At 64.6% G+C, this 23294-nt stretch carries 39 protein-coding genes; 22 read left to right on the top strand and 17 right to left on the bottom strand.

The window, feature by feature from the left end; translation table 11 throughout:
• Positions 1-216: 216 nt before the first annotated feature.
• The 7 genes from ACXI0D_RS01780 to ACXI0D_RS01750 form a co-directional block, all read right to left on the bottom strand.
• Positions 217-525, bottom strand: a complete 309-nt coding sequence (locus ACXI0D_RS01780) for a hypothetical protein (RefSeq protein ID WP_479642187.1) — start codon at positions 523-525, stop codon at positions 217-219.
• Positions 518-724 (bottom strand): hypothetical protein, encoded by a 207-nt coding sequence (locus ACXI0D_RS01775; RefSeq protein ID WP_479642186.1) that lies wholly within the window; start codon positions 722-724, stop codon positions 518-520. Before ACXI0D_RS01775 ends, ACXI0D_RS01780 begins: the two co-directional genes overlap by 8 nt.
• A 163-nt stretch (positions 725-887) precedes the next feature.
• On the bottom strand, positions 888-1019 hold the full coding sequence (locus ACXI0D_RS01770) for a hypothetical protein (RefSeq protein WP_479642185.1): 132 nt from the start codon (positions 1017-1019) through the stop codon (positions 888-890).
• Complete coding sequence (locus ACXI0D_RS01765; protein ID WP_479642184.1) at positions 1016-1327, bottom strand: hypothetical protein; 312 nt, start codon at positions 1325-1327, stop codon at positions 1016-1018. The genes ACXI0D_RS01770 and ACXI0D_RS01765 overlap by 4 nt, the downstream gene beginning before the upstream one ends.
• Positions 1328-1362: 35 nt before the next feature.
• Positions 1363-1563, bottom strand: coding sequence for a hypothetical protein (locus ACXI0D_RS01760; RefSeq protein ID WP_479642183.1), 201 nt, complete (start codon positions 1561-1563; stop codon positions 1363-1365).
• Positions 1560-1898, bottom strand: a complete 339-nt coding sequence (locus tag ACXI0D_RS01755) for a PDDEXK family nuclease (protein ID WP_111203443.1) — start codon at positions 1896-1898, stop codon at positions 1560-1562. Before ACXI0D_RS01755 ends, ACXI0D_RS01760 begins: the two co-directional genes overlap by 4 nt.
• Positions 1895-2203, bottom strand: coding sequence for a hypothetical protein (locus tag ACXI0D_RS01750; RefSeq protein ID WP_479642182.1), 309 nt, complete (start codon positions 2201-2203; stop codon positions 1895-1897). Before ACXI0D_RS01750 ends, ACXI0D_RS01755 begins: the two co-directional genes overlap by 4 nt.
• A 50-nt stretch (positions 2204-2253) precedes the next feature.
• On the opposite strand from ACXI0D_RS01750, the gene ACXI0D_RS01745 reads away from it, so the two are divergent.
• Positions 2254-2841 carry a hypothetical protein gene (locus ACXI0D_RS01745; protein ID WP_479642181.1) on the top strand — a complete coding sequence of 196 codons (588 nt, stop codon included), beginning with the start codon at positions 2254-2256 and terminating at the stop codon, positions 2839-2841.
• 2 nt (positions 2842-2843) lie between these two features.
• Here ACXI0D_RS01745 and ACXI0D_RS01740 read toward each other — a convergent pair whose 3' ends face one another.
• From ACXI0D_RS01740 to ACXI0D_RS01710, 7 genes are all read right to left on the bottom strand, one after another.
• On the bottom strand, positions 2844-3275 hold the full coding sequence (locus tag ACXI0D_RS01740) for a recombination protein NinB (RefSeq protein ID WP_479642180.1): 432 nt from the start codon (positions 3273-3275) through the stop codon (positions 2844-2846).
• Positions 3272-3664 carry a Lar family restriction alleviation protein gene (locus ACXI0D_RS01735; protein WP_479642179.1) on the bottom strand — a complete coding sequence of 131 codons (393 nt, stop codon included), beginning with the start codon at positions 3662-3664 and terminating at the stop codon, positions 3272-3274. The genes ACXI0D_RS01740 and ACXI0D_RS01735 overlap by 4 nt, the downstream gene beginning before the upstream one ends.
• Positions 3661-3840 carry a hypothetical protein gene (locus ACXI0D_RS01730; protein WP_479642178.1) on the bottom strand — a complete coding sequence of 60 codons (180 nt, stop codon included), beginning with the start codon at positions 3838-3840 and terminating at the stop codon, positions 3661-3663. The genes ACXI0D_RS01735 and ACXI0D_RS01730 overlap by 4 nt, the downstream gene beginning before the upstream one ends.
• Positions 3840-5111: a replicative DNA helicase gene (locus ACXI0D_RS01725; RefSeq protein WP_479642177.1), complete on the bottom strand. Its 1272-nt coding sequence runs from the start codon at positions 5109-5111 to the stop codon at positions 3840-3842. Before ACXI0D_RS01725 ends, ACXI0D_RS01730 begins: the two co-directional genes overlap by 1 nt.
• Positions 5108-5842 carry a hypothetical protein gene (locus ACXI0D_RS01720; RefSeq protein WP_479642176.1) on the bottom strand — a complete coding sequence of 245 codons (735 nt, stop codon included), beginning with the start codon at positions 5840-5842 and terminating at the stop codon, positions 5108-5110. The genes ACXI0D_RS01725 and ACXI0D_RS01720 overlap by 4 nt, the downstream gene beginning before the upstream one ends.
• An 18-nt stretch (positions 5843-5860) precedes the next feature.
• On the bottom strand, positions 5861-6367 hold the full coding sequence (locus ACXI0D_RS01715) for a hypothetical protein (protein ID WP_479642175.1): 507 nt from the start codon (positions 6365-6367) through the stop codon (positions 5861-5863).
• 250 nt (positions 6368-6617) lie between these two features.
• Positions 6618-6818, bottom strand: a complete 201-nt coding sequence (locus tag ACXI0D_RS01710) for a YdaS family helix-turn-helix protein (RefSeq protein ID WP_414608485.1) — start codon at positions 6816-6818, stop codon at positions 6618-6620.
• A 118-nt stretch (positions 6819-6936) separates the two neighbouring features.
• Between ACXI0D_RS01710 and ACXI0D_RS01705 the strand changes: the two genes are divergently transcribed.
• From ACXI0D_RS01705 to ACXI0D_RS01625, 17 genes are all read left to right on the top strand, one after another.
• The gene (locus ACXI0D_RS01705) at positions 6937-7632 is read left to right on the top strand and encodes a LexA family transcriptional regulator (RefSeq protein ID WP_479642174.1); all 696 of its coding nucleotides are present in this window, start codon (positions 6937-6939) and stop codon (positions 7630-7632) included.
• Positions 7633-8253: 621 nt separating this feature from the next.
• A complete protein-coding gene (locus tag ACXI0D_RS01700; protein WP_479642173.1) occupies positions 8254-8727 on the top strand; it encodes a hypothetical protein in 474 nt (157 codons plus the stop codon).
• Positions 8728-8836: 109 nt separating this feature from the next.
• On the top strand, positions 8837-9499 hold the full coding sequence (locus ACXI0D_RS01695; RefSeq protein ID WP_479642172.1) for a hypothetical protein: 663 nt from the start codon (positions 8837-8839) through the stop codon (positions 9497-9499).
• Complete coding sequence (locus ACXI0D_RS01690) at positions 9492-9641, top strand: hypothetical protein (protein WP_479642171.1); 150 nt, start codon at positions 9492-9494, stop codon at positions 9639-9641. Before ACXI0D_RS01695 ends, ACXI0D_RS01690 begins: the two co-directional genes overlap by 8 nt.
• 72 nt (positions 9642-9713) lie before the next feature.
• Positions 9714-10619 carry a recombination-associated protein RdgC gene (locus tag ACXI0D_RS01685; RefSeq protein WP_479642170.1) on the top strand — a complete coding sequence of 302 codons (906 nt, stop codon included), beginning with the start codon at positions 9714-9716 and terminating at the stop codon, positions 10617-10619.
• A 77-nt stretch (positions 10620-10696) separates the two neighbouring features.
• The gene (locus tag ACXI0D_RS01680; protein WP_479642169.1) at positions 10697-11689 is read left to right on the top strand and encodes a recombinase RecT; all 993 of its coding nucleotides are present in this window, start codon (positions 10697-10699) and stop codon (positions 11687-11689) included.
• Positions 11680-12462, top strand: a complete 783-nt coding sequence (locus ACXI0D_RS01675; RefSeq protein ID WP_479642168.1) for a lambda exonuclease family protein — start codon at positions 11680-11682, stop codon at positions 12460-12462. Before ACXI0D_RS01680 ends, ACXI0D_RS01675 begins: the two co-directional genes overlap by 10 nt.
• Positions 12462-12677: a helix-turn-helix domain-containing protein gene (locus ACXI0D_RS01670; protein ID WP_087786640.1), complete on the top strand. Its 216-nt coding sequence runs from the start codon at positions 12462-12464 to the stop codon at positions 12675-12677. The genes ACXI0D_RS01675 and ACXI0D_RS01670 overlap by 1 nt, the downstream gene beginning before the upstream one ends.
• A complete protein-coding gene (locus tag ACXI0D_RS01665; RefSeq protein WP_479642167.1) occupies positions 12674-12895 on the top strand; it encodes a hypothetical protein in 222 nt (73 codons plus the stop codon). Before ACXI0D_RS01670 ends, ACXI0D_RS01665 begins: the two co-directional genes overlap by 4 nt.
• The gene (locus ACXI0D_RS01660) at positions 12892-13098 is read left to right on the top strand and encodes a hypothetical protein (RefSeq protein ID WP_479642166.1); all 207 of its coding nucleotides are present in this window, start codon (positions 12892-12894) and stop codon (positions 13096-13098) included. Before ACXI0D_RS01665 ends, ACXI0D_RS01660 begins: the two co-directional genes overlap by 4 nt.
• On the top strand, positions 13095-13316 hold the full coding sequence (locus tag ACXI0D_RS01655; protein ID WP_479642165.1) for a hypothetical protein: 222 nt from the start codon (positions 13095-13097) through the stop codon (positions 13314-13316). The genes ACXI0D_RS01660 and ACXI0D_RS01655 overlap by 4 nt, the downstream gene beginning before the upstream one ends.
• Complete coding sequence (locus ACXI0D_RS01650; protein ID WP_479642164.1) at positions 13313-13618, top strand: hypothetical protein; 306 nt, start codon at positions 13313-13315, stop codon at positions 13616-13618. The genes ACXI0D_RS01655 and ACXI0D_RS01650 overlap by 4 nt, the downstream gene beginning before the upstream one ends.
• Positions 13615-14355 carry a hypothetical protein gene (locus tag ACXI0D_RS01645; protein WP_479642163.1) on the top strand — a complete coding sequence of 247 codons (741 nt, stop codon included), beginning with the start codon at positions 13615-13617 and terminating at the stop codon, positions 14353-14355. The genes ACXI0D_RS01650 and ACXI0D_RS01645 overlap by 4 nt, the downstream gene beginning before the upstream one ends.
• A complete protein-coding gene (locus ACXI0D_RS01640; protein WP_119007691.1) occupies positions 14352-14885 on the top strand; it encodes an HNH endonuclease in 534 nt (177 codons plus the stop codon). The genes ACXI0D_RS01645 and ACXI0D_RS01640 overlap by 4 nt, the downstream gene beginning before the upstream one ends.
• Positions 14882-15082: a hypothetical protein gene (locus tag ACXI0D_RS01635; RefSeq protein WP_119007690.1), complete on the top strand. Its 201-nt coding sequence runs from the start codon at positions 14882-14884 to the stop codon at positions 15080-15082. The genes ACXI0D_RS01640 and ACXI0D_RS01635 overlap by 4 nt, the downstream gene beginning before the upstream one ends.
• A 322-nt stretch (positions 15083-15404) precedes the next feature.
• The gene (locus ACXI0D_RS01630) at positions 15405-15986 is read left to right on the top strand and encodes a hypothetical protein (protein ID WP_479642162.1); all 582 of its coding nucleotides are present in this window, start codon (positions 15405-15407) and stop codon (positions 15984-15986) included.
• 55 nt (positions 15987-16041) lie between these two features.
• The gene (locus ACXI0D_RS01625; RefSeq protein ID WP_065183319.1) at positions 16042-16260 is read left to right on the top strand and encodes a helix-turn-helix transcriptional regulator; all 219 of its coding nucleotides are present in this window, start codon (positions 16042-16044) and stop codon (positions 16258-16260) included.
• Between the two features lie 316 nt (positions 16261-16576).
• On the opposite strand, the gene ACXI0D_RS01620 is transcribed toward ACXI0D_RS01625, so the two are convergent.
• A complete protein-coding gene (locus ACXI0D_RS01620; RefSeq protein WP_147416488.1) occupies positions 16577-16993 on the bottom strand; it encodes a hypothetical protein in 417 nt (138 codons plus the stop codon).
• 203 nt (positions 16994-17196) lie between these two features.
• On the opposite strand from ACXI0D_RS01620, the gene ACXI0D_RS01615 reads away from it, so the two are divergent.
• Positions 17197-17643, top strand: coding sequence for a hypothetical protein (locus tag ACXI0D_RS01615; RefSeq protein ID WP_119007687.1), 447 nt, complete (start codon positions 17197-17199; stop codon positions 17641-17643).
• Between the two features lie 27 nt (positions 17644-17670).
• A complete protein-coding gene (locus ACXI0D_RS01610) occupies positions 17671-18156 on the top strand; it encodes a hypothetical protein (RefSeq protein WP_075674730.1) in 486 nt (161 codons plus the stop codon).
• Between the two features lie 14 nt (positions 18157-18170).
• Here ACXI0D_RS01610 and ACXI0D_RS01605 read toward each other — a convergent pair whose 3' ends face one another.
• Positions 18171-18632: a methyltransferase family protein gene (locus ACXI0D_RS01605; protein WP_479642209.1), complete on the bottom strand. Its 462-nt coding sequence runs from the start codon at positions 18630-18632 to the stop codon at positions 18171-18173.
• A 146-nt stretch (positions 18633-18778) separates the two neighbouring features.
• Here ACXI0D_RS01605 and ACXI0D_RS01600 point away from each other — a divergent pair, with 146 nt between their 5' ends.
• On the top strand, positions 18779-20800 hold the full coding sequence (locus ACXI0D_RS01600; RefSeq protein ID WP_479642161.1) for an esterase/lipase family protein: 2022 nt from the start codon (positions 18779-18781) through the stop codon (positions 20798-20800).
• Positions 20801-20818: 18 nt separating this feature from the next.
• On the opposite strand, the gene ACXI0D_RS01595 is transcribed toward ACXI0D_RS01600, so the two are convergent.
• A complete protein-coding gene (locus tag ACXI0D_RS01595; protein WP_479642160.1) occupies positions 20819-22042 on the bottom strand; it encodes a cytochrome P450 in 1224 nt (407 codons plus the stop codon).
• Between the two features lie 379 nt (positions 22043-22421).
• Between ACXI0D_RS01595 and hchA the strand changes: the two genes are divergently transcribed.
• Positions 22422-23294, top strand: coding sequence for a glyoxalase III HchA (gene hchA / locus ACXI0D_RS01590; RefSeq protein ID WP_049445438.1), 873 nt, complete (start codon positions 22422-22424; stop codon positions 23292-23294).

Genomic DNA, 23294 nt, shown 5'->3' with positions numbered 1-23294 from the left:
CGACTCGGACCAGCAAACTCAGCACCTTCAGGCGCCCCTTGCTGGCAAGGACTCTCCACTGTTGCAGGCTCTTTCGCACTCCTTGCGGGCGCGAGGCCATAGCTGAGTGCAGCATCTCCAGTTGACTCGGCGTGATGAGAATGTAGCCAGGCTTACAGCCGTGGGCCGCCTCATAGGCCCGAATCTGATCGGCGATCCAGTCGATGGGGCTGCAGATCATCTCGCCGCCTCTGCGGCCCTGAGCCGCTCCAACACCTTGGGCAGGCGCTGGATCAGATCTTCCACCATGGCGATGTCGTCAGCCAGCAAGGCGTCTCGGGCAGCCTTCTCGGCCTTCTCCTTCTCGAGCTGCTCCGCTACTACCTTGGCGGCGTAACGGGCGCCATCCCTGATTTGCTGATCACGGGGGCCGTACCCATCGCACCAGACTCGGATGATCCCCTCGACGTCGCCGCCGGCGAGCACACAATCGCTCACTTCCTTGACCAGCTTTCCCTTCTCGGTGCTGGATAGCCAATCAGCCATGATCGACCTCCGCCTGCAACCGCACCTGCCCCTGCTGGGTGATGCCGAAGCGCTCGCCCTGCTCCTGCGCGTATCCGTGGCTCACCAGCGCGTCCAGCAGCCAGTCGCCGCCGCGGTGGTGGTCGCGCCACTCCTGCCGGGTAAGGCTGAACTGGCCGGCCAGGTGCTGCAGGCCCTGCGTGATCGGGTCCAGGCTCACGGCAGGGCCTCCTCGGTCCCACGGGCGATGAGTGACACGGCACCGGCGTGGCAACCGGTTCCGCCGCCGCAACGCGGCAACCCGCTCCCTCGGCGCTGGCTGTTACCCACCTGCCAGCTGGGGCTACCGATACCTGCCTCGGTAGAGGGCCGCATGTACGCGGTCACGCGGCCAGCTCCGGTGTGCCGAACAAGTCGAGCTGCACGGGCATGGGCCGCTTCCGTGGCGCCGGCGTGGCGATGCCCAGATGCTCCAGCATGTCCTCCAGCACGTTCGCTGCTGCCTCGGCGGTCACACGGGGAAGCTGTACTTGCCCACCAACCACGGCCAGTACGGAGACTTCTCGCCCTTGCGGGCCATCTCCACGGCCACCGGCTTGTCCTCGGCCAGGACGAACGCCTGCGAGGTCTCCGGGTTGATCAGTAGGAAGCTGGCTACCGTGCATCCGCGCTGGTTCTCTGCGATTCGTGGAAGGATGGCGTTGAGGGCATCTGCCGGGTTGGTCGGGTCGACCACGCAGACCACGCGCGGCTTCCAGACCTGCCGGAACGGAACACCCTCAGTTGTACCGGTGCGGCGCGGAGCTTCAACGGATGCGGCCATGTTTCGACCTCCGGTGCGGGGTTGGGATACCTGGCTCATGGGCGTGCGTTCCTGCGGTTGATCTCGCGGCGCATCAACTGCGCTTCGGTCTTGAACGCGCGGGCCTCGTGCAGCACCTCGCGCACGTCGTAGCCCTGCCGGTGGAGGCTGAAGATTTCGTCGGCCAGGGCATGGTCCAGCCGGGCGACGATCTCCAGTTCCGGCGTCGTGTATTGGCTGAAGGTGGGGATGCTCAAAACTCCTCCCTGAGCCAGCCACCGCCGCGGTTCTTCGCTACGGCCTTGAATGCGATGAATCGGAACGGGTACTGGCCTGCGGCCACCTTGATCTTCACGCGAGCGTCGTCGGTCCAGAACCCTTTGACCTCGTGCATCTCCATGACACCGTCACCGCTCATGACGGCGAAGTCCGGGGTGTAGAACGTGTTGTCGGCCAGGCGCAGCTTCACGCCCTCAAACCGGTACCACTCCACGTCGCCGGTTGTCCGCAGGCGCTCCAGGTGCTGGGCGTAGGCCTGCTCGGTCTTGTTCATCTGGCCGGCCGGCATGCGACCACGGGCGAAGCGGGTCATGCGCGCACCCGCAGGTAGCCCTGCTGCCACAACTGCAACATGGTCAGGTCGTGGGCCCGCTGCCAGATCTCGGCCTTCTCCTCGCGGGTGAAGCGCTTGCCCTGGTCGAGCTCGCGGTGGCAGCTCCGGCAGCCGCTGGCAAAGAAGCAGTCGTGCGCCTTGATGCTCCCGCCCTTCCCGTGGCGGGACTGGTTGCTGTGGCATGGCTCGCCCGGGCCGCCCTCGCACACCCCGTCGATCTGCAGGGTGCAGTTGAGCTGGTAGGCGAGGTCCAGGAGGGCGCGATCGCGGTAGTTACCGTGCATCAGGCCAGCCCTCCGCATACAATCTCGCGACAATTCACAGGGGATGTGACGTGGCCGATCCGATTAACTACTGCAGCTGGTTTGCGCGTTCCTTCTGCATCACGCAGAGCGAATGGGCAACCTGGACTCAGGCGTGGCTGACAGTGGCAACTTTTGCGTTCGCCATGTGGCGCCAAAAGGTCACAAGCAGACGAGCCGAGAAGAAGGTTGCGCAGGCTGAGCAGCTGCTGCAAGCAGAACGCCTTCAGAACTCCAAAACTAGGGCGTTGGCGACCGCCATTGCTATCCGTGTGGAAGTCACTAGCTTCAACTCGCTCCTGATCGCGTTTCCTGAACACGGCTTCGACATGAGCCCAGCTGCGGCGTTTGCCGAAGCCGAGCCGAGCCTTGATCTCAGACTTCGCGCAAGGGACGCGCTGGATCTCTTGGATGCCACGCAAAAGGTCCTCGCCGCCATCGACGGTGCTCACTCGATTCACAACTACCTTCACGCTTGCCGCAATGACGAGAATTTTGGGGAGCGAGAGCGCGCGTACTTGACAGACGCCTGCGCTAAATATCTCGTTATCGGAGAAGCCGCCTATCAGGCGATCGTTAAAGTCGTAGCGGACGGTCTGAGGCAACCCGAAGTTCATTGATCTCATGCAACGCTCCTCTCGTAGGCATCCCACCGCACGCCGTGCTCGGAGCCCCAGGCATAGATGAATTCGATGAGGTCAGCGCAGGCGCGCTTTCCCAGCTTGCTGGTGCGGACCGGGATCAGCTCCACGCCGTTGCCGTCGAGTGCAGGTAGGATCTCCACCGGCTTGCCCTCGGCGCGCATCCATGCAGCGACCAGCAGACGCTTCCAGGTCTCCACGTCGCGTTTCTTTCCGGCCCATTCCAGCTTTCCGGCCAGCTCGCTGATCAGCACGTGCAACAGCGCGTTCTCGGCCAGCGTCCGCTTCGGCTCATCCAGGGTGATCTGCACCGGGCCGCCCTTGATCCAGTCGTTGATGCCGCCCACAACGTTGGACAGCACTTGCGGCCAGTTCCGGTTGCCCTGCGGGTCGATGAGGAAGGTGCGCTTCATGCCGCCACCTCAGGTCCAGCGGGAAGCGGCTGCCAGTGCGTGATCGTCTCGTGGTCATCGGCGCTGCCGGCCACCCACGCGCCGGTCACGGCATACCCACCTGCTCGCGAGTCCCACAGCATCAACCTCGTTCCGTCCTTAGGCGCTGACTCAATCGGCTGCCATTGCGGGGCGCGGGTGTTCCAGGCGGTCCGCAGCCGGCGCTTCGCTGCGGCGACTGTCTCGGTCGGCAAGCCGCCGCTATTCTTCGTTTCAGTGTCGATGGATACGCCGCACCTGCACTCAACCGTGAGGCTGGTGTTGTACCCATTCCGCTCATCACCGCTGCGCTCGCGCATCACCGGCTTTGCGCCACAGAACGGGCACGCCTTCAATTCGATCTCGCTCATCCCCGCTTCCTCCTGATCTGCTCGTCTCGGTCGTCGTAGCCGGCCAGCCAAGCCCGACGCAGCGCCAGCCCGTCCTCGCCCATGGCGTAGAGCGGGACCGAATTCCGGTCCTTGTGTGCGTCGCGCATCCACCGGCCGGTCTGGCGGGCGCGTTCAAGTTCGTATGCCGGGACCATCAGAACTCCCTCCCTAGGTCGGCGAAGCGCATGGTTTCGCTAAGGAAGGCGACCTTCTTGAAGCCGGTCGGCCCGTGGCGGTTCTTCTCGATCAGGATCTCGGCGATGCCCCGGTCCTGCGTTTCGCGGTTGTAGACCTCGTCCCGGTACAGCATCAGGATCTGGTCGGCCTCGCGGGTCAGTTCGTCGCTGTTGGCCAGGTCGCCGGCCGTGGGCCGCTTGTCGCCCACCCGCTGGTCGACGCCCTTCACCACCTGGGCCAGTGAGATGACCGGGATCTGCAGATCTCGGGCGAGGTTCTTCATTCCGCGCGCCACCTGCGACACTTCGGTGATGCGGTCGGCACGCGGCACAGTGATGCGCTGCGCATAGTCGATGAACAGGCAGCCGATGCCGTGGGTGTGCTTCCACTTCCGGGCGATGCCTACGAGCTCGTCCAGCGTGACGGCCGAGCGGTCGTAGATCCACATGTCGCGTGCGATGGCCCGTCCCATGCTCGACTGCAGCCGGCCCCAATCCTCGTCCTCCAGCTGCCCACTGCGCAGGCGAGAGGCAGCAACGGACGACACCAGCGACAGGCGGCGCAGGGCCAGCTGCACGGCCGGCTGCTCGGCGCTGATGACGCCAGGGCGCTTGCCGGCATCCGCCGCAGCCTCGATCAGGCCGCCCAGGAACGCCGTCTTGCCCATGGCCGGCCTGCCGCCGATGATCGTCAGGTCGCTGTCGTGCCAGCCGCCAAGAATGTCATCCAGCGCGCTCAGACCAGTGGGGATGCCCGGCAGCGCACCACCCGATGCATGGTTGCGCTCGACCTCGCGCCACGCCTGCTGCAGCGCCTGCTTGCCGGTGTACTCGCAGGCGGTCACAACCGCGTTTAGCGCCAGCAGCCGGCCAGCGGCCACGTCGACCGCGTCCTCCTCGCCGGCACGCGCCGCCGATACGAGCTGCAGGCCAACAGCCACGGCCTCACGGCGCCGCCAGTTCTCGCGCACCAGGTCGGCGTAGGCGACCACCGCAGACGAGCCAGGAACGTTCGCGGCCAGTTGGACCACGTAGTCGAAATCGTCCGGCGATGCCTCGCCGACGGTAACGGCATCGGCGGGTTCGCCGGCCAGCACGCGGTCGCGGATCAGGCCGAACACCCGAGCGCGCTGCGGGCTGGTGAAGTGGTCCGCGCCGATCAGCGGTGCCACGTCGTGGAAGCGCTGGTTGTCCTGCAGCAGGCCGCCGATCACGGCCTCCTCGGCGAAGGATGGGGTCACGTTGCTCACAGCGGCGTCCTCCCGCCGCCAGCAGCGACCTGCAGCGGGATCTGCACGACCTGCGCCGGCGCTCGCTCAGTAGCGCGGCCCAGCCAGCCGTTGATGAACTTCGGGGTCCCCCGTCGCGTCTTGCGGTTCTGCGGGTTGGCCATCGCCCACGCCCTGGCCTTGCGGATCTCGCCCACCACGTCGATCCGGGGATAGGCGGCGCGGAACTCGGCCAGCTCGGCATCGGTCACGGCGTACTCGGAACCGTCGGCCAGCGGGATCGCCAGAACCTCCCCTTGCATCCCCTCCGGAGTAGAAACAGGAACAGGAGCAGGAACAGGAGAGTTTCCTAACGGTTTGGAAACCGTTTCGGAAACTCCGATCGATGCGAGGATTTCATCCTTGAAAGCGAGCGAGTCAGGCAGCGCCTGGGCAAGCTTGGCGATCGACTTCTGCTGGTTCGGGTTGTCCGGGCGGTTCCACTTCACGAACTTGACGATCCAGACGACCTTGGTCGCGCGGTCGTACTTCACAAACCCAGCGTCAGAAAGGGTTTCCAAACCGTTCTGGAACCGTTCCGAATCCCAGCCGAGATCCTCACAGGCGTAGGCATCGGGCAGCCGGAATGCACCCAGCATTGTCGTGTGCTGGCTCGTCATCAGGTAGATCGCCAGTAGGCGAGCATCGGACTCCAGCCCCAGCATCGTCTCGCTGGCCCAGAACCCGGTGTGGATCTTTCCGTAGTCGCGCATTACGCCGCTCCCAACAAGTCAGGCTGCGGCGTAGCCGTGCGCCGGGCTTCCGCCCTGGCCTGCTCGGCCGCGCATCGGGACAGGTGCGCGACGATCTCCTCGCGCGTCATAGGCGGGCTGGACTCGATGACCCGGATGCACTCGTCCAGATGCTGCAGCAGCTCGCGGTTCTTCATTGGCGGACCTCATCAGGTCGGCCAGGCGCTCGACCTCGCAGACGCCGTCCAGAGCGGCCTGCAGGTTGAGGAACTGGCGAAGGAGATCGGAGCCGGTTGCGGCGCACAGCGGGCCGACCAGCTTCTCGGGGATCGGGCGGACGCCGTTCTGCATCCGCGACACGTAGGATTTCGACTTGCCGATGCAGGCCGCCACGTATTCGAGCTTGTGGTGGCCAGCGCGGATCATCACGGCCAGCGCGTGCGCCGCCGATTCGATCTGCCGGACGATCTGGGAGGGCGCATCCTTCGGGGCGTGGTGTACGCCGAATGCGAGGGGTAGAGCCTTTTGGTTGCCAGGGGTTGCCATGCGTTGCCTATCGTTGCCAAGCCCTCTCGGCGGAATAAAGGCCCAACCCACAACGGATTGAGCCAAGTGAATTCAGAGGTGACGCGGTCGAGCGGTGTCGTTGAACTGGTGCCGGTTGCCGGCCGGCTGTTCGTGCTGAGGCGCTACGGGGATTGGGTGCGAATCACCCAGGTGGAGCGGGAGAACCCGCCCGCTCCCGGCAGCGGCACCGTGGTGCCCTTCCCTGCCCGGGGTCGGTGAGGTGGTCATGTCAGGCGGCTGCGCGCCGGCGGCGCCCAACCTTCGGAGCGGTTTCCCCGAAGACGTCAGGACGAAGCTCGTGGCGGGTTACCCCGGTGTCGGCCTCAATCACGAGAGCCAAGCGAGGGGGAACTGGGCGAACGCCCTTAACCCACTGGTGGACTGCCTGAGGGGTAACCTGCAGGTGGCGCGCTACGGCGGCCTGAGGCATCGCGTATCGGTCGATGGCTGTCTGGATTGCGCTCATGCGTAAACTAAAGCACCGCTTTAGTACTAAGTCAAGCGCTGCCTTATTACGGCCGCCCGTAGCCCGCCGCTACCATCAACCCATGCTTGATAACGATGAAATGGCGCGGCGCGTGCGCTACGCGTTCGACAACGCCGGCCGAGGCACACAGGCCGCCGTTGCGCGCGAACTTGGAATTAGCGCGCAGGCGGTTACTGGCTGGGTCAAGACGGGGAAGATCGAGAAGTCGAACCTACCGGCCCTGGCCCGTCTCACCGGCCGCCGCGTGGACTACTTCCTGGACTCGTCTGTGACAGATGAAGAATCGGGGGCCGACGTCGCACAGGCTGCGAATGACGACGACACGGTAGACATCCTCGGCTACAGCCAGGCTGCCGGCCTTGGCGATGGCATGGAGGCGATCGAGTACGCCGAGACCCATCGCCTGAAGTTTCGCGCGTCGTCCTTGGCTCGCAAGCGCCTAATCCCCACGCGGCTTGCCGTCTTCTACGGCAAGGGCGACTCAATGCTCCCCCGCATCCAGTCAGGGGACGCGATCCTTTTCGATACCAGCGACACGCGCCCAGCCGACGACAAGCTGTTCGTCATCATGGCTGCGGGTATCGCAGGCAGCGAGTACAGCGTGAAGCGCTGCCGGACATTTGGCGATGACATCTATTTCGATGCCCTGAACGAAAAGGGCGATCACAACTGGCGCAAGCCGCGGAAGATGGAAGACCCGCGCCACCCCATAACCATCATAGGAAGAGTGCGATGGATCGGAAGCTGGGAGGACTGATCCTGCTGGCGTTGGCTGCGCCGTCAGTAGCCTGGGCGCAGGATGGGTATAGACGGGCTGGCGCCGCTATTGGGCAGGCAATCTTCGGGAGCAGCCAAGAGGCCTACGACCGCAAATACGAGCGACGCATCCTCCTGGAGGGTGCGCGCCAGGACGCAATACGCGCTCGGCAACAGGCCGATGCTGCAGAGCTGCAGGTCGAAGGCAGTCCAGCGACTGCAATCAATCTGGATGCAGTTGGGGCTGCCCGATGAAGAGGCCCGCTCTGTCGCCTCCGCCTTCACCTGGGATGCCCAGATGGAGGCGATTCGCCAGCGCGCAGGCCGCGACGGGTACAAGGCGACGATGGACGCTGGATCTAAGGCCTACAGGGACTATCAGTACCCGCTGGCCAACCAGCTTGTCCTCGCCGCCTATCTCCTACCAGTCGAACCCACGCCCCTAGGGCCTCCGCCGCACCGACAAGAGCCCGCCCTGAGCGGGCTTTTTTTGCGCCCGGCCAAAGGCGGCAAAAAAAACTCAACTTTTTCTAAAGCGACGCTTGACTTTGAACTAAAGCGACGCTTTACTTACTCCAACGCCGCGACACACCCACTCCCGGGAGCGGCTTGGAGACGAAAGATGGCCGCCATCGCATTTGGACTGCCCCGCTCGACCACCCGGACCGGCTATGCGTCGGTGCGCGACCACAAGCGTTCCAGCGAGCTGACCCGGGAAGAGCGCGGCCTGCCGCTGCACCCGGCCAATGGCTTCATCGCCTGCCCGGCCTGCGATGGAACTGGCGAGCTCTACCGCAACGACAGCGCCATCGGCGATCCGCAGTGCGAGTACGGCTTGGCCTGCGGCCGCTGCGGCGGCGAAGGCGAAATCGCCGATGGCCTGATCGACCCGCTGCTGCTGGTGGCGAAGTACCGCAAGGGCCGCTTCAGCTGGGCCATGAGCGAGCGCCGGGCGGCTGACCGCCTCCACGCATACCGCCTGTACCGCATGCGCGCCATGCGCCCCTGCAGCGGTCTGGCTGCGGTCGACATGCTGGCCCGGGCGCAGATGTGCGCCAACGACACGGCCCGCGCACTGCAGCAGGTGGCCGCATGACCGCCGCCGACCGAGCCCTGCACTTCCAGGCGCTGAAGCTGGCTGCGGGCTACCTGCTGGCCTTCTGCATGGGCGTCGCGTTCGCCGTCATGGTGCAGGCGGTGCTGTCGTGAGCCGGGCCGTCGATGTTCTGGCGGTTCTGGCCGAGCAGATCGCCAGCAGCCGAAACGCGCTCCCGATCCTTCCTGAGCACCTGCGATCCAAGGCGGAGGAAGCGATCAAAGAGGTGGAGCAGGTGCACGTTCGCGTTTCGGCCGTCTTCGCCGCCGCCCACGCCTCCCTGACTGCCCGCGACCTTTCCGACCAGCTGGCCGCCGACGACCGCCTGCGCGCCGCTCTGGCCGCCTGCGAACCCACCGACACCAACCAGCCGGAAGCAACCGGCAGCCACCGAGGAAATGCCGTGGGCAAGTTCCGCAAGAAGCCTGTAGTGATCGATGCAACACAGTTCACGAAAGCGATGGCTGAGGGCCACTCGCCGCTTCCCGAAGGCGTGCACATGGCACGCCGAAGCTTGGCAGCTGGCGGGCACTTCCCCGAGTACGCGAACGAGTTTCCGCTTTCCAACTATTCAAGCTGCCATTGCCACTTCATCCAGACGTTGGAAGGCCGGATGGATGTGCAGATCGGAGATTGGGTCATCACTGGCGTGAAGGGTGAGCACTACCCCTGCAAGCCGGACATTTTCGCCGCGACCTACGAGGCGGCCGACACCGATCACAACCGCGAGGCCGTGGACGGCCTGTGCGTGGAGGAAAACGACGATGAGTAACCGCTACCGCATCGCCTGGACCGCCGTCGCGCTGTTCGCCGCCGTCGTCGTGCCGCTGCGCATCGCCGAGATCCACCAGGCCCACACCGACCGTGACGCTGCGAAAGCCCGCTGGGCTGCAACCAGCAGCGTGCGCGGCTGAATTCCCCCGCCCTCACGGGCCCCGCGCCGGCCGGGATTCCACGACGCCGGCATCCATTCCTGAGGAGATGACATGTTCTTCCGCAACCTGACGTTCTTCCGCTTCCCGACCACCACCGACTTTTCCGAAGTCGACACCTTGCTGCCGCACGCACTGCTGAAGCCGGTCGGCGCACTGGAAATGAACTCGCGCGGCTTCATCTCGCCATTCGGCCGCGAGGAGAAGGAACTGCTCTCCCACCGTTGCGGCGACTTCCTGTGGCTGACCGTGGGCGGCGAGGACAAGATCCTGCCGGCGGCGGTGGTGAACGGTGAACTCGAAAAGAAGCTGGCGCACATCGAGGAAACCGAGGGCCGCAGGCCAGGCGGCCGCGAGCGCAAGCGCATGAAGGACGACCTGCTGCATGAGCTGCTGCCGCGCGCCTTCGTGAAGTCCTCGCGCAACGATGCCTTCATCGATTTGCAGCACGGCTACGTCGCGGTCGATACCTCCAGCCGCAAGACCGGAGAGTACTTCATGTCCGACATCCGCGGGCTGCTCGGTAGCTTCCCGGCGATACCGCTGAACGCCGAAGTCGCTCCGCGCTCAGTCCTGACCGGCTGGATCGCTGGAGAGCCAATGCCAGTCGGCCTGTCGCTGGGCGAGGAAGCGGAATTGCGCGACCCGGTGCAGGGCGGAGCTGTCGTGAAGTGCAGCTATCAGGAGCTGAAAAGCGATGAGATCGACAAGCACCTGGACGCGGGCAAGCAGGTGACCAAGCTGGCGCTGGTGTTCGAGGACAGCCTGTCCTTCGTACTTGGCGAAGACCTGATCGTCCGAAAGCTCCGCTTCCTCGACGGCGCACTGGACAAGCTGGAACACGCTGACGAGGACGGCCGCCGCGCCGAGTTCGATGCCCGCTTCGCGCTGCAGAGCGCCGAGACCCGTCGCCTGTTCCTGGTGCTGGAAGAAGCCTTCCGCATCTCCAGCGCCAACTGACCCCGCAAGGACGCACCCGCCCGCCCGGCGGCGGCTCCGAGAGCCGGGCACCTATTCCACCTACCAGCAGAGCAGCCATGAACCAGATCGTCACCATCGAGGATTCGGTCTACGGCACCAAGGATTCCTTTGCCTCGGTGCTGTCTGATCGGTCCATCAATTTCGACCGCGAGGCCGAGTTCGCCCTGCAGACGCTGTACGGCAACGACTACGCGATGAAGATCGCGATGCAGAACCGATCGTCGGTCATCGCTGCCGTGGTCAACATCGCGGCCATCGGCATCAGCCTAAACCCGGCGAAGAAGCAGGCATACCTGGTCCCGCGCGACGGAAAAATCTGTCTCGACATCAGCTACATGGGCCTGATGGATCTGGCGATCGACTCCGGGTCGATCCGCTGGGGCCAGGCCGAACTGGTCTACGAGAAAGACACCTTCGGCCTCAACGGCATTGATCAGCAGCCGACCCACATCCGCAACCCGTTTGCGAAGGACCGTGGCGAGGTCGTTGGCGTCTACGTGGTGGTGAAGACCGCCGACGGCGACTACCTGACCGACGCAATGTCGGTGGAGGAGATCAACGCCATACGTGACCGCTCGTCGGCATGGAAGGCGTGGATTTCGAAGCAGAAGTCCTGCCCGTGGCTGACCGATTGGGGCGAGATGGCGAAAAAGACGGTCGTGAAGCGCGCCTACAAGTACTGGCCGAAGACCGAGCGCCTGGACACCGCGATCCACCATCTGAATACCGATGGCGGCGAAGGGCTTGCGGCAATCGAGCAGCAGGCGCAGAGCCGCGGCGCTATGCCGCCCCCGGAGGACACCGAGGAACGCATCGAGCTGTACGCCAGCCTGCAGGACATTGCGACTGCCGGCGTTGATGCTCTCGGCGAGGCGTGGCGCAAGCTGACCAAGGAGCAGCGCACCATGATTGGCCAGACCGGGCTGGCTGCATTGAAAGCAGAGGCCGAGAAGGCCGACGCGGAGCTAGTGGAGCCTGAAGGCGCCCCCAGCATCATCGACCGTATCGACAGCGATATCGAACGCAGGGAGGCTGCAGGATGCGCCTGATTCACTGCGACCAGGGAAGCGACGCCTGGCACAACGCCAGGGCCGGGGTCATCACCGCCAGCATGTTCGCCACTGCACGCTCGCGCGTGGGCGAGCTGACCGACCAGCAGCAGCTGTATGTGGACTCGGTGCTGGCGGGTGTGGCGTCGAAGGCAGCAGCGGAGCATGCCGGATACAAGGCCGTGCCGCGCTCGGCCATCATCGAGAAGGCTATCGCCGGCGAGCCCATCGGCGACTTCAGCGAGGCGTCGAAGAACTACGCCTTCCGGCTGGCGATCGAGCGCATCAGTGGCGAGCCGCTGGACGAAGGCTTCGAGACCTACGCCATGCGCCGTGGCCACGAAATGGAGCCGTTCGCGCGCGCCGAGCATGAGGTGCTGTCCGGCCTGCTGGTGCGCCGGGCCGGGTTCGTGCTGAGCGATTGCGGGAACTATGGCTGCTCGGCGGATGGCTTCATTGGCGATGCCGGCGGCAGTGAGTACAAGTGCTTCCTCGACCCGCAGAAGCTGCGTGCCTTCCACATCGACGACGACGCCAGCGAGGTGTTCGAGCAGGCCCAGGGCTGCATGTGGCTCACCGGCCGGCAGTGGTGGCACATCGGCCTGTACTGCCCGGCGCTGGCCGCCGTGGGCAAGCAGCTGTGGTGGCGCCGCTTCGACCGCGACGAGGCGTTCATCGACAAGCTGCGGGCCGACCTGGAACCGTTCCGGCAGATGGTGGTCGGGTTTGAGCAGAGCCTGCGCGCGGGCGATCAACACCAGGAGGCCGCCTGATGGACGTGACGATCTACCCCAGCCACGCCAAATGCCTGCGCCGTGCCGGCCTCGCCCGCGCCCAGCTGTTCGCGCAGGTGATCGAGGGTAAGCGCTACACCACCAGGCAGGTGGCCGAGATTCTGGACGTTTCGCGCAGCACGGCCTACGACCGGATCAAGCGCGGTCCCTATCCGCTCACCTGGGCCAATCTGATGAAGGCTCGCCTGCCATGAAGACCTGCACGAAGTGCGCGGCCCGGCTGCCGCTGCGGTTCTACCCCCTGATCAACGGCAAGGCCACCGCCGCGTGCGCGCCCTGCCGGAACACCGAGCGCCGGCTGCACGACCCGCTGCGCCCCCTGCGCCGCGACCCGCTGCAGGTGCGCCTGAACAACCTCACCAACCTGTGGCACGGGCCAGTGCGCCGCGTGCCGCTTCGGAGCCACGCATGACGAGTCGAAACAAGCCGGCCTATCCGTCCGAAGGTCGGATGAATGCACCGAGTGGACTGACCAAGCGCGAGCTGTTCGCCGCGATGGCGATGCAGGGGCTTCTCGCAAGCGGCAAGGCATGGAATGGACCGATGGGTTGGATCGGTGAGGAGTCTGTCCGCGTCGCGGACTCGCTACTAGAAACCTTGGAGAAGACCGCATGACCAGCATCCACGTACAGCCGACCTTCGACCTGGCCACACAGGCCGAGAAGGACCGCCAGCGGGCCGAGATCGCCGACGACGTGGCGCAGTTCCTGCGCTCTGGCGGCAAGGTCCAGATCCTCGGCAACAGCCCCATCGACCGATCCACCATCAGCCGCCGCCAGGTGGTCGAGGGTGGCCACGCAGGACGCACGAAGCAGAAGGAGAAGCGGGTATGAGCGTGATCAAGCGTTGGGATTACGACTATCTGGCGGGTGGCCCCACCGAGGATGCAGAAGGCAGCTACGTCCTCCACTCCGACCACGAGGCAGAGGTAGTCCGCCTGCGTGCTGAGGTGGAGGAGTATCGGAAGGATGCCGAGCGTTATCGGTGGCTAACCGATCCAAATTTCGGCCAACTGTCTATTTCTGATCTATTCAATGCGTGGTGGCGATCCGAAAACGGCCATCCCGAAACGATCAACGACGCCATTGACCTTGCTATGAAACAAGATGACGCCGCAATGGGAGCATCCGCATGACCACCGACAACAAGACCCTGGCGGACGTGCAGCCCGGTGGGAGGGTGAGGCTGGGGGATGGGCTGCGGCCGTGCCCCTTCTGCGGGCATTCCGACTTGGACCAGTGGCCGTGCGAGTACATCGATGCAAGCTGGGCCAATGTGGTGCGATGCGCGCATTGCCATGCCGCAGCACCGATGAAGGTGTGGCACGCCCTCTCCGCCCAGCCCTCCCCGGGTGGTCAGGGGGAAGCCGTTCACTGCGGCAAATGCAAGGGCCGAGGCTATGTCGACGTTGACGTGGATATTGACGAAAGCGGCAGCAGTATCGGGAACATCGAAGCCTGCCCGCAATGCGCACTCGCCGCCCGCCAGCCGGTGGCAGATCAGCATCCCGACGACCTGGCCGTAGATGCCTTCGCCACCGCCATGAAGGCCAAGATGGCCGACGCGCGCGCCAAGGGCCGTGGCGGCTGGGAAGACCCCGCGCAGTGCACCGCCGATGACCTGAGCCGCATGCTCCGCGACCACGTGGACAAGGGCGACCCGCGCGACGTGGCCAACTTCTGCATGATGCTGCACCAGCGCGGTGAGGCTATCGCCGCCCGCCAGCCGGTGGGGGAGCCGGTGGGGGAGCCGGTAGCAGCTATTGGCACGATTGAGGAAGACGAGGGCGGATTCGTTGTTCATCTGTATCCCAGCGAATCGTTGCCAGTCGGGGCAAAGGTCTACGCCGCACCGCCAGGAGGTACGGAATGAACAAGGTTCCGATGGCGCGACTGCGGGAGCTCCTGAGGCTGGATGCAGATACTGGACTGCTGCACTGGTTGGTTGGAAGGCCAAATGGAGCTAAGGCTGGCGATGTGGCTGGAGGACAGGACCGCAACCGGTACGTACGCCTGGAGGTAGACCAAGTGAAGCTGGCCGCCCATCGGGTGGCGTGGGCACTGCACACAGGCTACTGGCCGCCAGATGGAATGCAGATCGACCACATCAACGGGATCAAGACTGACAACCGGCCGGTGAACCTAAGACTGGCGAACAACAGCGAGAACCAGTGCAGTGCCAAGTCTCGCCCGGGCCGCTCCGGTCTGCGAGGTGTTGATTGGTCGATCCAGATGGGCCGTTGGAGGGCAAAGATCATGAAGGGCAAACGCACCATCCACCTAGGCTACTTCCACGACAAGAACGAAGCCCACGCTGCGTACTGCCAAGCAGCAACAGAGATCCATGGTCCGTTCCATAACACCGAGTCACGGAAGGCAGATAGCCAGGCGGTGGGCAAATGAGCGCCGACAGCGAGCAGGATCCACCCCGATACGTGGTGCTGAAGGCATCCGGCAGTCGGTACGCCTACGTCAACGACACCCACGAACGCCGCACGGTGACCCGCTGGGACATTCTGAAGGCGAACGGCTGGGACAAGGCTGAGCTGCAGTGCAAGCGGCTCAACGAAGAGTATGAGCGAGGGCAGACCAATGGCTGATCCAATGATCCTTGTAGCCCACTGCGCAAAGGCCAAGCAGAACTTCGACGCCGAGCCTCCGCGCTGCATGACCTGTGTCTACTTCCGCCGCGAGCCGCACACCCTCCACGAACTTCGGCAGGTCAAGACTCATCGAGGGAAGATCAGGACGATCAGGGTTCCCAAGCGGAAGGACGCCATCCTCAACCCGATCGTAGACCGCTGCAGCTTCGGAAATTTCCTGGTTAAGCCTCACGCGATATGCGACGAGTGGCGGAGCCGCGCTGGCGAGGTAATTGACCATGGCTGACCAGCTGCTCACCGCTGCAATGGAGGACTACGTATGAGAGTTCTGATCGCCTGTGAGTACAGCGGCGCAGTCCGGGATCAGTTCCTTGGGGGAGGGCATGAAGCGATGAGCTGCGACCTCCTCCCAACCGATGTTCCTGGACCGCACTACCAAGGCGATGTGCGCGACGTGCTGGACTATCCGTGGGATCTGATGATCGCCCATCCGCCATGCACCCACCTATCGGTCAGCGGCGCGCGGCACTTCGAGGCCAAGCGCATGGACGGCAGGCAGCAGTCGGCGGTTTCATTCTTCATGATGCTGGCGAAAGCAGATATCCCGATGATTGCCATCGAGAACCCGGTTTGCATCATGTCCTCGATGTGGCGCCAGCCTGACCAGGTTATCCAGCCTTGGCAGTTTGGCCACGGGGAGACCAAGGCGACCGCGCTGTGGCTGAAAGGCCTTCCCCGCCTAACGCCTACCAACATCGTGGAAGGCCGTGAGGATCGAATTCACCGTATGGCACCCGGCCCCGATCGCTGGAAGGAACGCAGCAAGACCTATCCGGGGATTGCCGCAGCGATGGCCGACCAGTGGGGATCAATTCTGCACCTGCGGAGGATGTCCGCATGAACACCGCCACCGAGCAGCTGCGCGCTGCGCTGGCCACGAACTGAAGGAGGACACCATGGCTACCGAGCCGCTCGTTTTCATCAAAATGCCCGAGGTCAAGCGCCGCACGGGCCTGGGCAAGACCACGATCTATGACCGGATCAGCGCCGGCACCTTCCCGGCGCCTGTGCCGCTGGGCGGCAACGCGGTAGGCTGGATCGAGGCTGAGGTGGACGCCTGGCAGGCCGCCCGGGTTGCCGAGCGGGATGGAATTGAACCCGCCAAGGCTGCATAGAGTGGGGGTATTGCTGGGGGTATCGGATTCGAACGCCAGAAGAAACTACCTGCACCATCAACAAGTTACGTTCACATTGCGGTAGGGCCCACCTCCACCAATACCGGGTCCGCAAGGGTCCACGAAAAGCCGGAATCCCTCGTCAAATAAGGGGTTCCGGCTTTTTCGTTTTCCACCCTTGTCCACCGGTACCGACTAGGCCCCGTATCCGTCGCTTAGTCTCACTGACGAGGCAATCGTTGACGGCGGGGGCCATTTGATTCAGCGCCTGGAACGCGTCGCCTGGAAGCACTTCAAACCTTGGATGAGCGGCAACCTACTGCCGCTCCATCGTTGGCCGTCCACCGGCAGGCCATGAGATGCGATAGGCCAGGACATCGCTAGCAGCGACCGTCACATTCTGGAATGTTGAGACGTTCTGGCAAAGACCGCCACCGGCCTCAAGCTTCAGGAAGTAGGTTCCAGGCACCACGTGCATGCTGACCGATTCGCCTGGCTTCAACGCAACGACCTTCTGGTTGTCTATCAGGATGTCGAACGAGCAGCCACCGCCCGCAAACCCTTTATCGCGAGTCACGTTGATGGTGGCCGAGCGATCGGGACTGCTTTCAAGGTAACTGGCGTCGTACATTCGACCGGCTGACACAGCCTTCGCTGTCCCCGGGTTGACTGCCGTTGAGGAGCATCCGGCGGCAAGCAGGACCAAGAACCCCAGAGCCGAAATCTTCTTCATACGTCCTCCCTGTAGGCAGGCGAGTCTACCCGGCCGACAAGTTCAAGGAAAACCTGCCCGTCCGGGGCAAGAAGCCGGATCCCGTTACGACCGGGGTTCCGGCTACGTTTATGCCTGCACGTCTGGAAGGCTGTAACTCCAGGCCCTTTTCATTGCATCATTCCGTCCATCGAGACCCCGATCTCCGCCAAGGAAGAACTGTGATGAAGAAGCTGCTCGTCCCTGCTCTGCTGATTACCGCACTGTCCGGCTGCATGCCTACCAAGCAGGCATCCCCCGAGCAGATCAAGGACGCTCCGGCCGCACGCATTTTCCCGATCGACGCCCAGGGAGAACCCACGGGCACCATCACGGTCACCCGCGACGTTGGATTCGTGGGCAGCGGCTGCTACATGGGCGTCATGGTCGACGGGAAGATGGCCGCACATCTCGACCCCGCCGAGCGCCTGTCCCTTGTCCTGGCCGAGGGGCGCCACGTACTGACCGCCACGCCTGTCCAGGGGCGGGGCCTGTGCGGCGTGCTGCAATCGGAGAAGACCAACAATTCCCGCCGGCGCTCGACCGAAATCAACGTCCGCGCTGGCGCCACACAGGCCTATCGCCTCTACTCCTCCGCTGAAGAGTTCCCGGTGATCGAGCCAGCGTTCTGATTCCTGCTACCGCCAGAAGGATCTGCAATGAAAACCGCCACAACCACGCTCGCCCTGTTCCTCGCTGTTTTCACCGCAGCCCCAATCGCACACGCTGCCACACCCGCCATCGCCCCACCCGGCACCGCCACGCTGGAAGCGCTGCTGGCCTGCAAGGCCGGCTCGAACTTCAGTGCCGCCGAGGCCATCGATGCACTTCAGGCCGCCGGCCTGGCCAAGAAACCGGGCGGCACCTTCGAGCCGGAGGACAAGCCGGTCGCGCTGTTTGGCGGCACGGTCACCAGTGCCGATGTAAACGTGGCCGAGGGCGAGAAGAGCCTCTTCGTGTACTTGAACGGCGTCGATTCCAAGCGCCTGGCCAAGGCCTGGTCGGTGACCGAGGTCAACGAGCATGCCAATACCGAAGAGCCGTCGTACGTGAAGCGCATCGACAAGCGCCACACCCTGCACGTGATCGCGGGCGACGACTACGAGGGCTATTCGGCAGCGGTGAAGTGCCAGATCAGCCGCTGATGGCGTAGCCGACGCTACAGCCAGCGTGGCACGCGATGACGGTACTGCGCGTACGCCTCGGGAAAGCGGGCCATCAGTGCCCGCTCCTCCGGCAGGATCTGCAGCCAGGTGATGTACACCAGGAACAGCGGCACCACCAGCAGCGCGATCAGGTTCTGCAGGTACACCATGGCCCCAAACAGGACCAGCGCCTGGCCGAGATACATCGGATTTCGCGTGCGGCGGTAGATTCCGCTGGTAACCAGTGCGCTCGACGCCGAAGGTCGCAGAGGATTGACGGTGGTACCGGCGCGCTGGAACGACAGCTTGGGCAGCAGATTGAGCACGATACCCAGCGTCAACATCACGCCTGCCAGCAGGATCGGCACCGGCACCCGAAGGTGCAAACCCGGCAGCAGCCAGCGCGCTGCAAAGCCTGCAGCAGCGCATAGGAGCATTACCACGGGCGGGGGAATGCGGGTTTCCAGCCAGGCCATCGCCATCACCGTGCCACTTCCATTCACCGCAGTGTCACACGGGAATGGCTGAATCGCCCACGGCGGCCAGGCCCAAACCGACCGCCCGGTCTATTCCGCTTTGACAGGCCGGCCGCTAGAGTGGCGCCACCGCGCAGGAGGATCGTATGGCTACCACGGGCTTGGGCTTCATCGGCCGCACGACCCTCATCATCACCGTGCTGCTCACCCTGGGCGGCTGCGCGACGCTGCGCCAGTTCGGGCCGTCGGTGCAGGTCGCCTCGGTCACGCCCGGCCAGTACATCGCGCTCAAGCGCGGTGACATCCTCACCTCCGGCAAGCTCAGCGCGGCGACCACGGAGACCCTGCGGGTGGCCGGCCTCGACGAAGGCGTCTGTGCCAAGCCCGGCCTGCCCTGCATCGAGGCGATGGAAGGCAGCATCGTGGTGCGCGAGGAAGACAAGCGCTCCAGCCTGGCCGAGCTGTGGCTGCAGTATGCGATGACCCTGCCGGCGCCGAAGCGCGAGTACTCGGCATCCGGCCGCGCCAAGACCGCGATCACCGAACTGGATGCCGACTTCCAGCCGCGCCTCGATGCCTGGATGCAGGTCGCGCGCCAGGCCTACGCCTACCTGTTCTTCACCGAGCGCACCGCCAACCAGCGTGGCTTCGAAGACCGCCAGACCCAGGTGCGCGACTACTACAACCTGGCTGTGCAGGAAGCCTCGGTGCAGCTGTACAACGCGTATGCCACCGGCCGCGTGCACAGCCAGGCCAGCCATTTCCAGCTGGGCCGCTGGACCTTCGTGCTGGCCCCTTCAGGCGAAGCATCACCGCTGGATACGCGTACCCCTACCGAGCTGGTACCGGCGGCCTCGCTGTCCTTCACCGGCACGCTGCGCAGCGTGCATCGCCGCGATGGCTTCGGTGCCGAGCTGGTGGCGGTGATGGACGACCCGGCCGGCAGCACGGCCATCCCGCCTGCGGCAACGACGCCCGCCACGCAGGCAGGCACCCCGGCCCCACAGAGCTGGAGCGAGATGCCCTCGCCTTCGATGACGGTGCTGCTGCGCTTCTCGGGCAAGAACCTGTGGGAAGTGCTGCATGACGACGAGCCGGAACTGGAGATCCACGATCCCTACCAGGTCTCGGAAGTGACCCTGCACGGCCAGCAGGTGCCACTGGCGGCCAACTTCACTGCCGGCTATGCGCTGTGGCTGGCACGCTCCAACTTCAGCCACCAGTCGCTGCGCTCGTTGTTTGGTGGCAAGGGCGGCATCGACACGCCGCATCTTTACATGATGCAGCCCTACGACCCGAACCGCCGCGTGCTGTTGATGATCCATGGCCTGGCCAGCAGTCCGGAGGCCTGGGTCAACGTAGCCAACGAACTGATGCGCGACGACGAGATCCGCCAGGACTTCCAGGTCTGGCAGTTCTATTACCCGACCAACATGCCCATCGCGATGAGCCACGATGCAATGCGCCACACGCTGGCCGAAGTGTTCAAGCACTTCGACCCCAGCGGCAAGGCGCAGGCCTCGCATGACATGGTGCTGGTCGGGCACAGCATGGGCGGGGTGATCGCGCGCTTGATGGTGTCCTCTTCCGGCGACCACCTGGTCGACACCCTGCTGGCCACCGCGCAGATGACGCCCGCCCAGCGCGAGCTGCTGCGCACCAAGGGCGCGCCGGTGCTGACCTTCCTGCCGGAACCGGAAGTATCGCGGGTGGTGTTCATCGCCACGCCGCATCGCGGCACCGACGTGGCCGGCACCCGCCTCGGCCGTTGGATCGGCCGCCTGGTAAGGCTGCCGTTGACCGTGCTGGAAGACGTGACGACGCTGGCCAACGACGGCCAGATCGATCGCAACGATGGCAAGCACGGCTACCAGATGAACAGCATCCAGAACCTGGACAAGGACGATCCGTTCGTCCGCGCCGTCGCCGACCTGCCGATGTCACCGAAGGTGCACTACCACTCGATCATCGCCCGCGCCAAGGCCGATGGCCCGCTGGAAAAGACCGACGACGGGCTGGTGCCCTACTGGAGCTCGCACCTGCCGCACGCGGATTCGGAGAAAGTGATCGTGTCCGGGCACAGCGTGCAGGAAGCCACGCCGGCCATCATCGAGCTGCGGCGGATCCTGCATGAGGACATGCAGGAACACGGGCGAACCGGAAATTAAGCCGCCGTCCCCGACAGATCAGGCACCTGCCGTGCGCCGCGAGAACGTGCCGTGCAGCGCCGCCGGGATCGCGAAGCCTTCCATGCGCACCTCGGGCCGGTAGCCGGCGCTGGGGGTGAAACGGAATTCACGTGCGAGCAGCGCACACAGCAGTACCAGCTGTGCGTTGCCCACCGCTGACCCGACGCACGAGCGCGTTGGGAAGCCATAAGGCACATAGATGCCGGCGGTGCGCTTGCGCCGCTCGGGCAGCCAGCGATCGGGATCGAACTGCAGCGGGTCATCCCAGTACTTCGCCGAGCGATGCTGGATGAACGAGCTCAGCTCGAACACCGTGCCCTCGGCGATGGCCTGCCCTTCCACCTGCAGATCGCAGGCGGCCACCCGACGATTGTTGAAGGGCGTGGAGTACAGCCGCATCACTTCCTTCAGGAAGCGCATGGTGCAGGGAATCCTGGCCATCGGCAGCGCATGGATCTCCGCATCCGAGAGCGGTGCGAATTCCTCCTCGATGCGCTGGCGCCAGTGCGGATGCATCTGCATCGCCAGCAGCAGGCAGGCGGCCATCATGCCGGGCACGCCGGAAATGGCGATCAGCTGCACGGTGACCAGGTAGGTAACCTTGTCCAGGCCGATGCGCTCGCGCAGGCTCAGCAATGACTGCGCGTAGTCCAGCGGCACGCGCCCGTCGCGTACGCGTCGCTTCAGTTCGGCGGCGATCGCCCGCGATTCGCCGCGACCGATGAGGAAGTTGCGCAGCAGATGACGCCGATGGATGACCTGCTCGACCTGGGTGGTGTAGCGCAGATGCAGGGCACGTTCGATGGCCGCGGTGCCGCGTGCGTCGAGCCCGTCGATCACCAGTGGCACCAGCGGATGCGCCATCACCTTCCACACGGCTGGCGTGGCATCCAGCTCGCGCCCGCACAGTGCGTCCAACGCCTGCCGCATGCGCGACTGCAGCGCCTCCAGGGTCTGCGCTCTGGTAAGCTCAGCACTGCAGGTGGCGATCAGACTGCGCACTTCGGTCCAGCGCACGCGTTCGTGCCGGCGGAACAGGTCGGCCAGCGATTCGACCACGAACAGGTGCTCGGAATTTTCCTTGTCGACCTTGCCGGCCAGTTCCGGGCAGAACACCCCGATGCCGCCGGTTTCCAGTTTCAGCACCGGCCCTTCGCGCTCCACGCGCGCAGCCAAGCGCTCGGCAGCAATGGCGCTGCCTTCATTCGACATCCCTTGCATGCAGTGCGTCTCCGGCAGGAAGGGACTCGAAAGACGAGTCCCTTCGTCTTGCTACCGCTCAATCGCGGGGTTGCCCCGCAGGATCAGAACTCGACCCAGAGCGGCCAGGTATTCCACACACTGCTCTTCTCGTTCGGATGGATATTCAGAGTGACGCGCAATGCTCGGGCGAATCTTTTCATTTTCATTCCTTTGCTTGCTGTGTGGTTATGCCGGGATTATCCCGGCACCGGCTAGATAACACGACATAATCCTGCTGTCCAACCGGGCCGGTGGCGCGATGCAACATCCGGGTGGTCGTCCATTGAGGGGAATCCCTCATCGCGCCTGCGCACGCGGCCTCCTATGCTGGGCTCACTTTCCCCCAACGGAGGTCCGCATGAACACGCAAGAGCCCAGCCGCCAGCCCAGCCCCGATCCGGCCGAGCGCGATGCCTTCTTCCCGTCGCCGTATTCGCTGTCGCAGTTCACCTCGCCCAAGAGCGACCTGTCCGGCGCCGAGTATCCGGATGCACGCCGCGATGGTCGTTGGAAGGTGCTGATGATCGCCGCCGACGAACGTTATCTGCCGACCGCCAATGGCCACCTGTTCTCCACCGGCAACCACCCGGTGGAAACCCTGCTGCCGATGTACCACCTGGACAAGGCTGGCTTCGATATCGACGTCGCGACGCTGTCCGGCAACGCCGTCAAGTTCGAATGGTGGGCCTTCCCGCGCGAGGACCGCGAGATCGGCGCCCTGTACGAACGCTACGAGGCGCGCTTCCGCCAGCCGTTGCAGCTGGACGAGGTGGTGGCTGGCCTGGGCGCCGATTCAAACTATGCCGCCATCTTCATTCCGGGTGGCCACGGCGCATTGATCGGCCTGCCTGAAAGCACGGCAGTGAAATCCGCGCTGCAATGGGCCATGGCCGGCCAGCGCCACATCATCACGCTCTGCCATGGCCCGGCAGCGCTGCTGGCGGCAGGTATCGACGAAGCCGGGGGTGGCTCGCTGTTCCGTGGTTACCGCATCTGTGCCTTCCCCGACGCGATGGACCGGCAGACACCGGAGATCGGCTACATGCCGGGGCAGTTGCGTTGGTTCTTCGGTGAACGCCTGGCCCAGCAGGGCGTGCAGATCGTCAACGAGGGCATTGATGGCAGCGTGCTGCAGGATCGCCTGCTGCTGACCGGCGACAGTCCGCTGGCCGGCAATGCGCTGGGCAAGCTGGCCGCGCGCACGCTGCTCGACGCGCTGGCCGGGCGCTGA

The organism is Stenotrophomonas sp. C9D9 (genome assembly GCF_056491205.1).
Note: the sequence above shows the minus strand (reverse complement) of the source record. Positions and strands in the feature narration are given on the sequence as shown.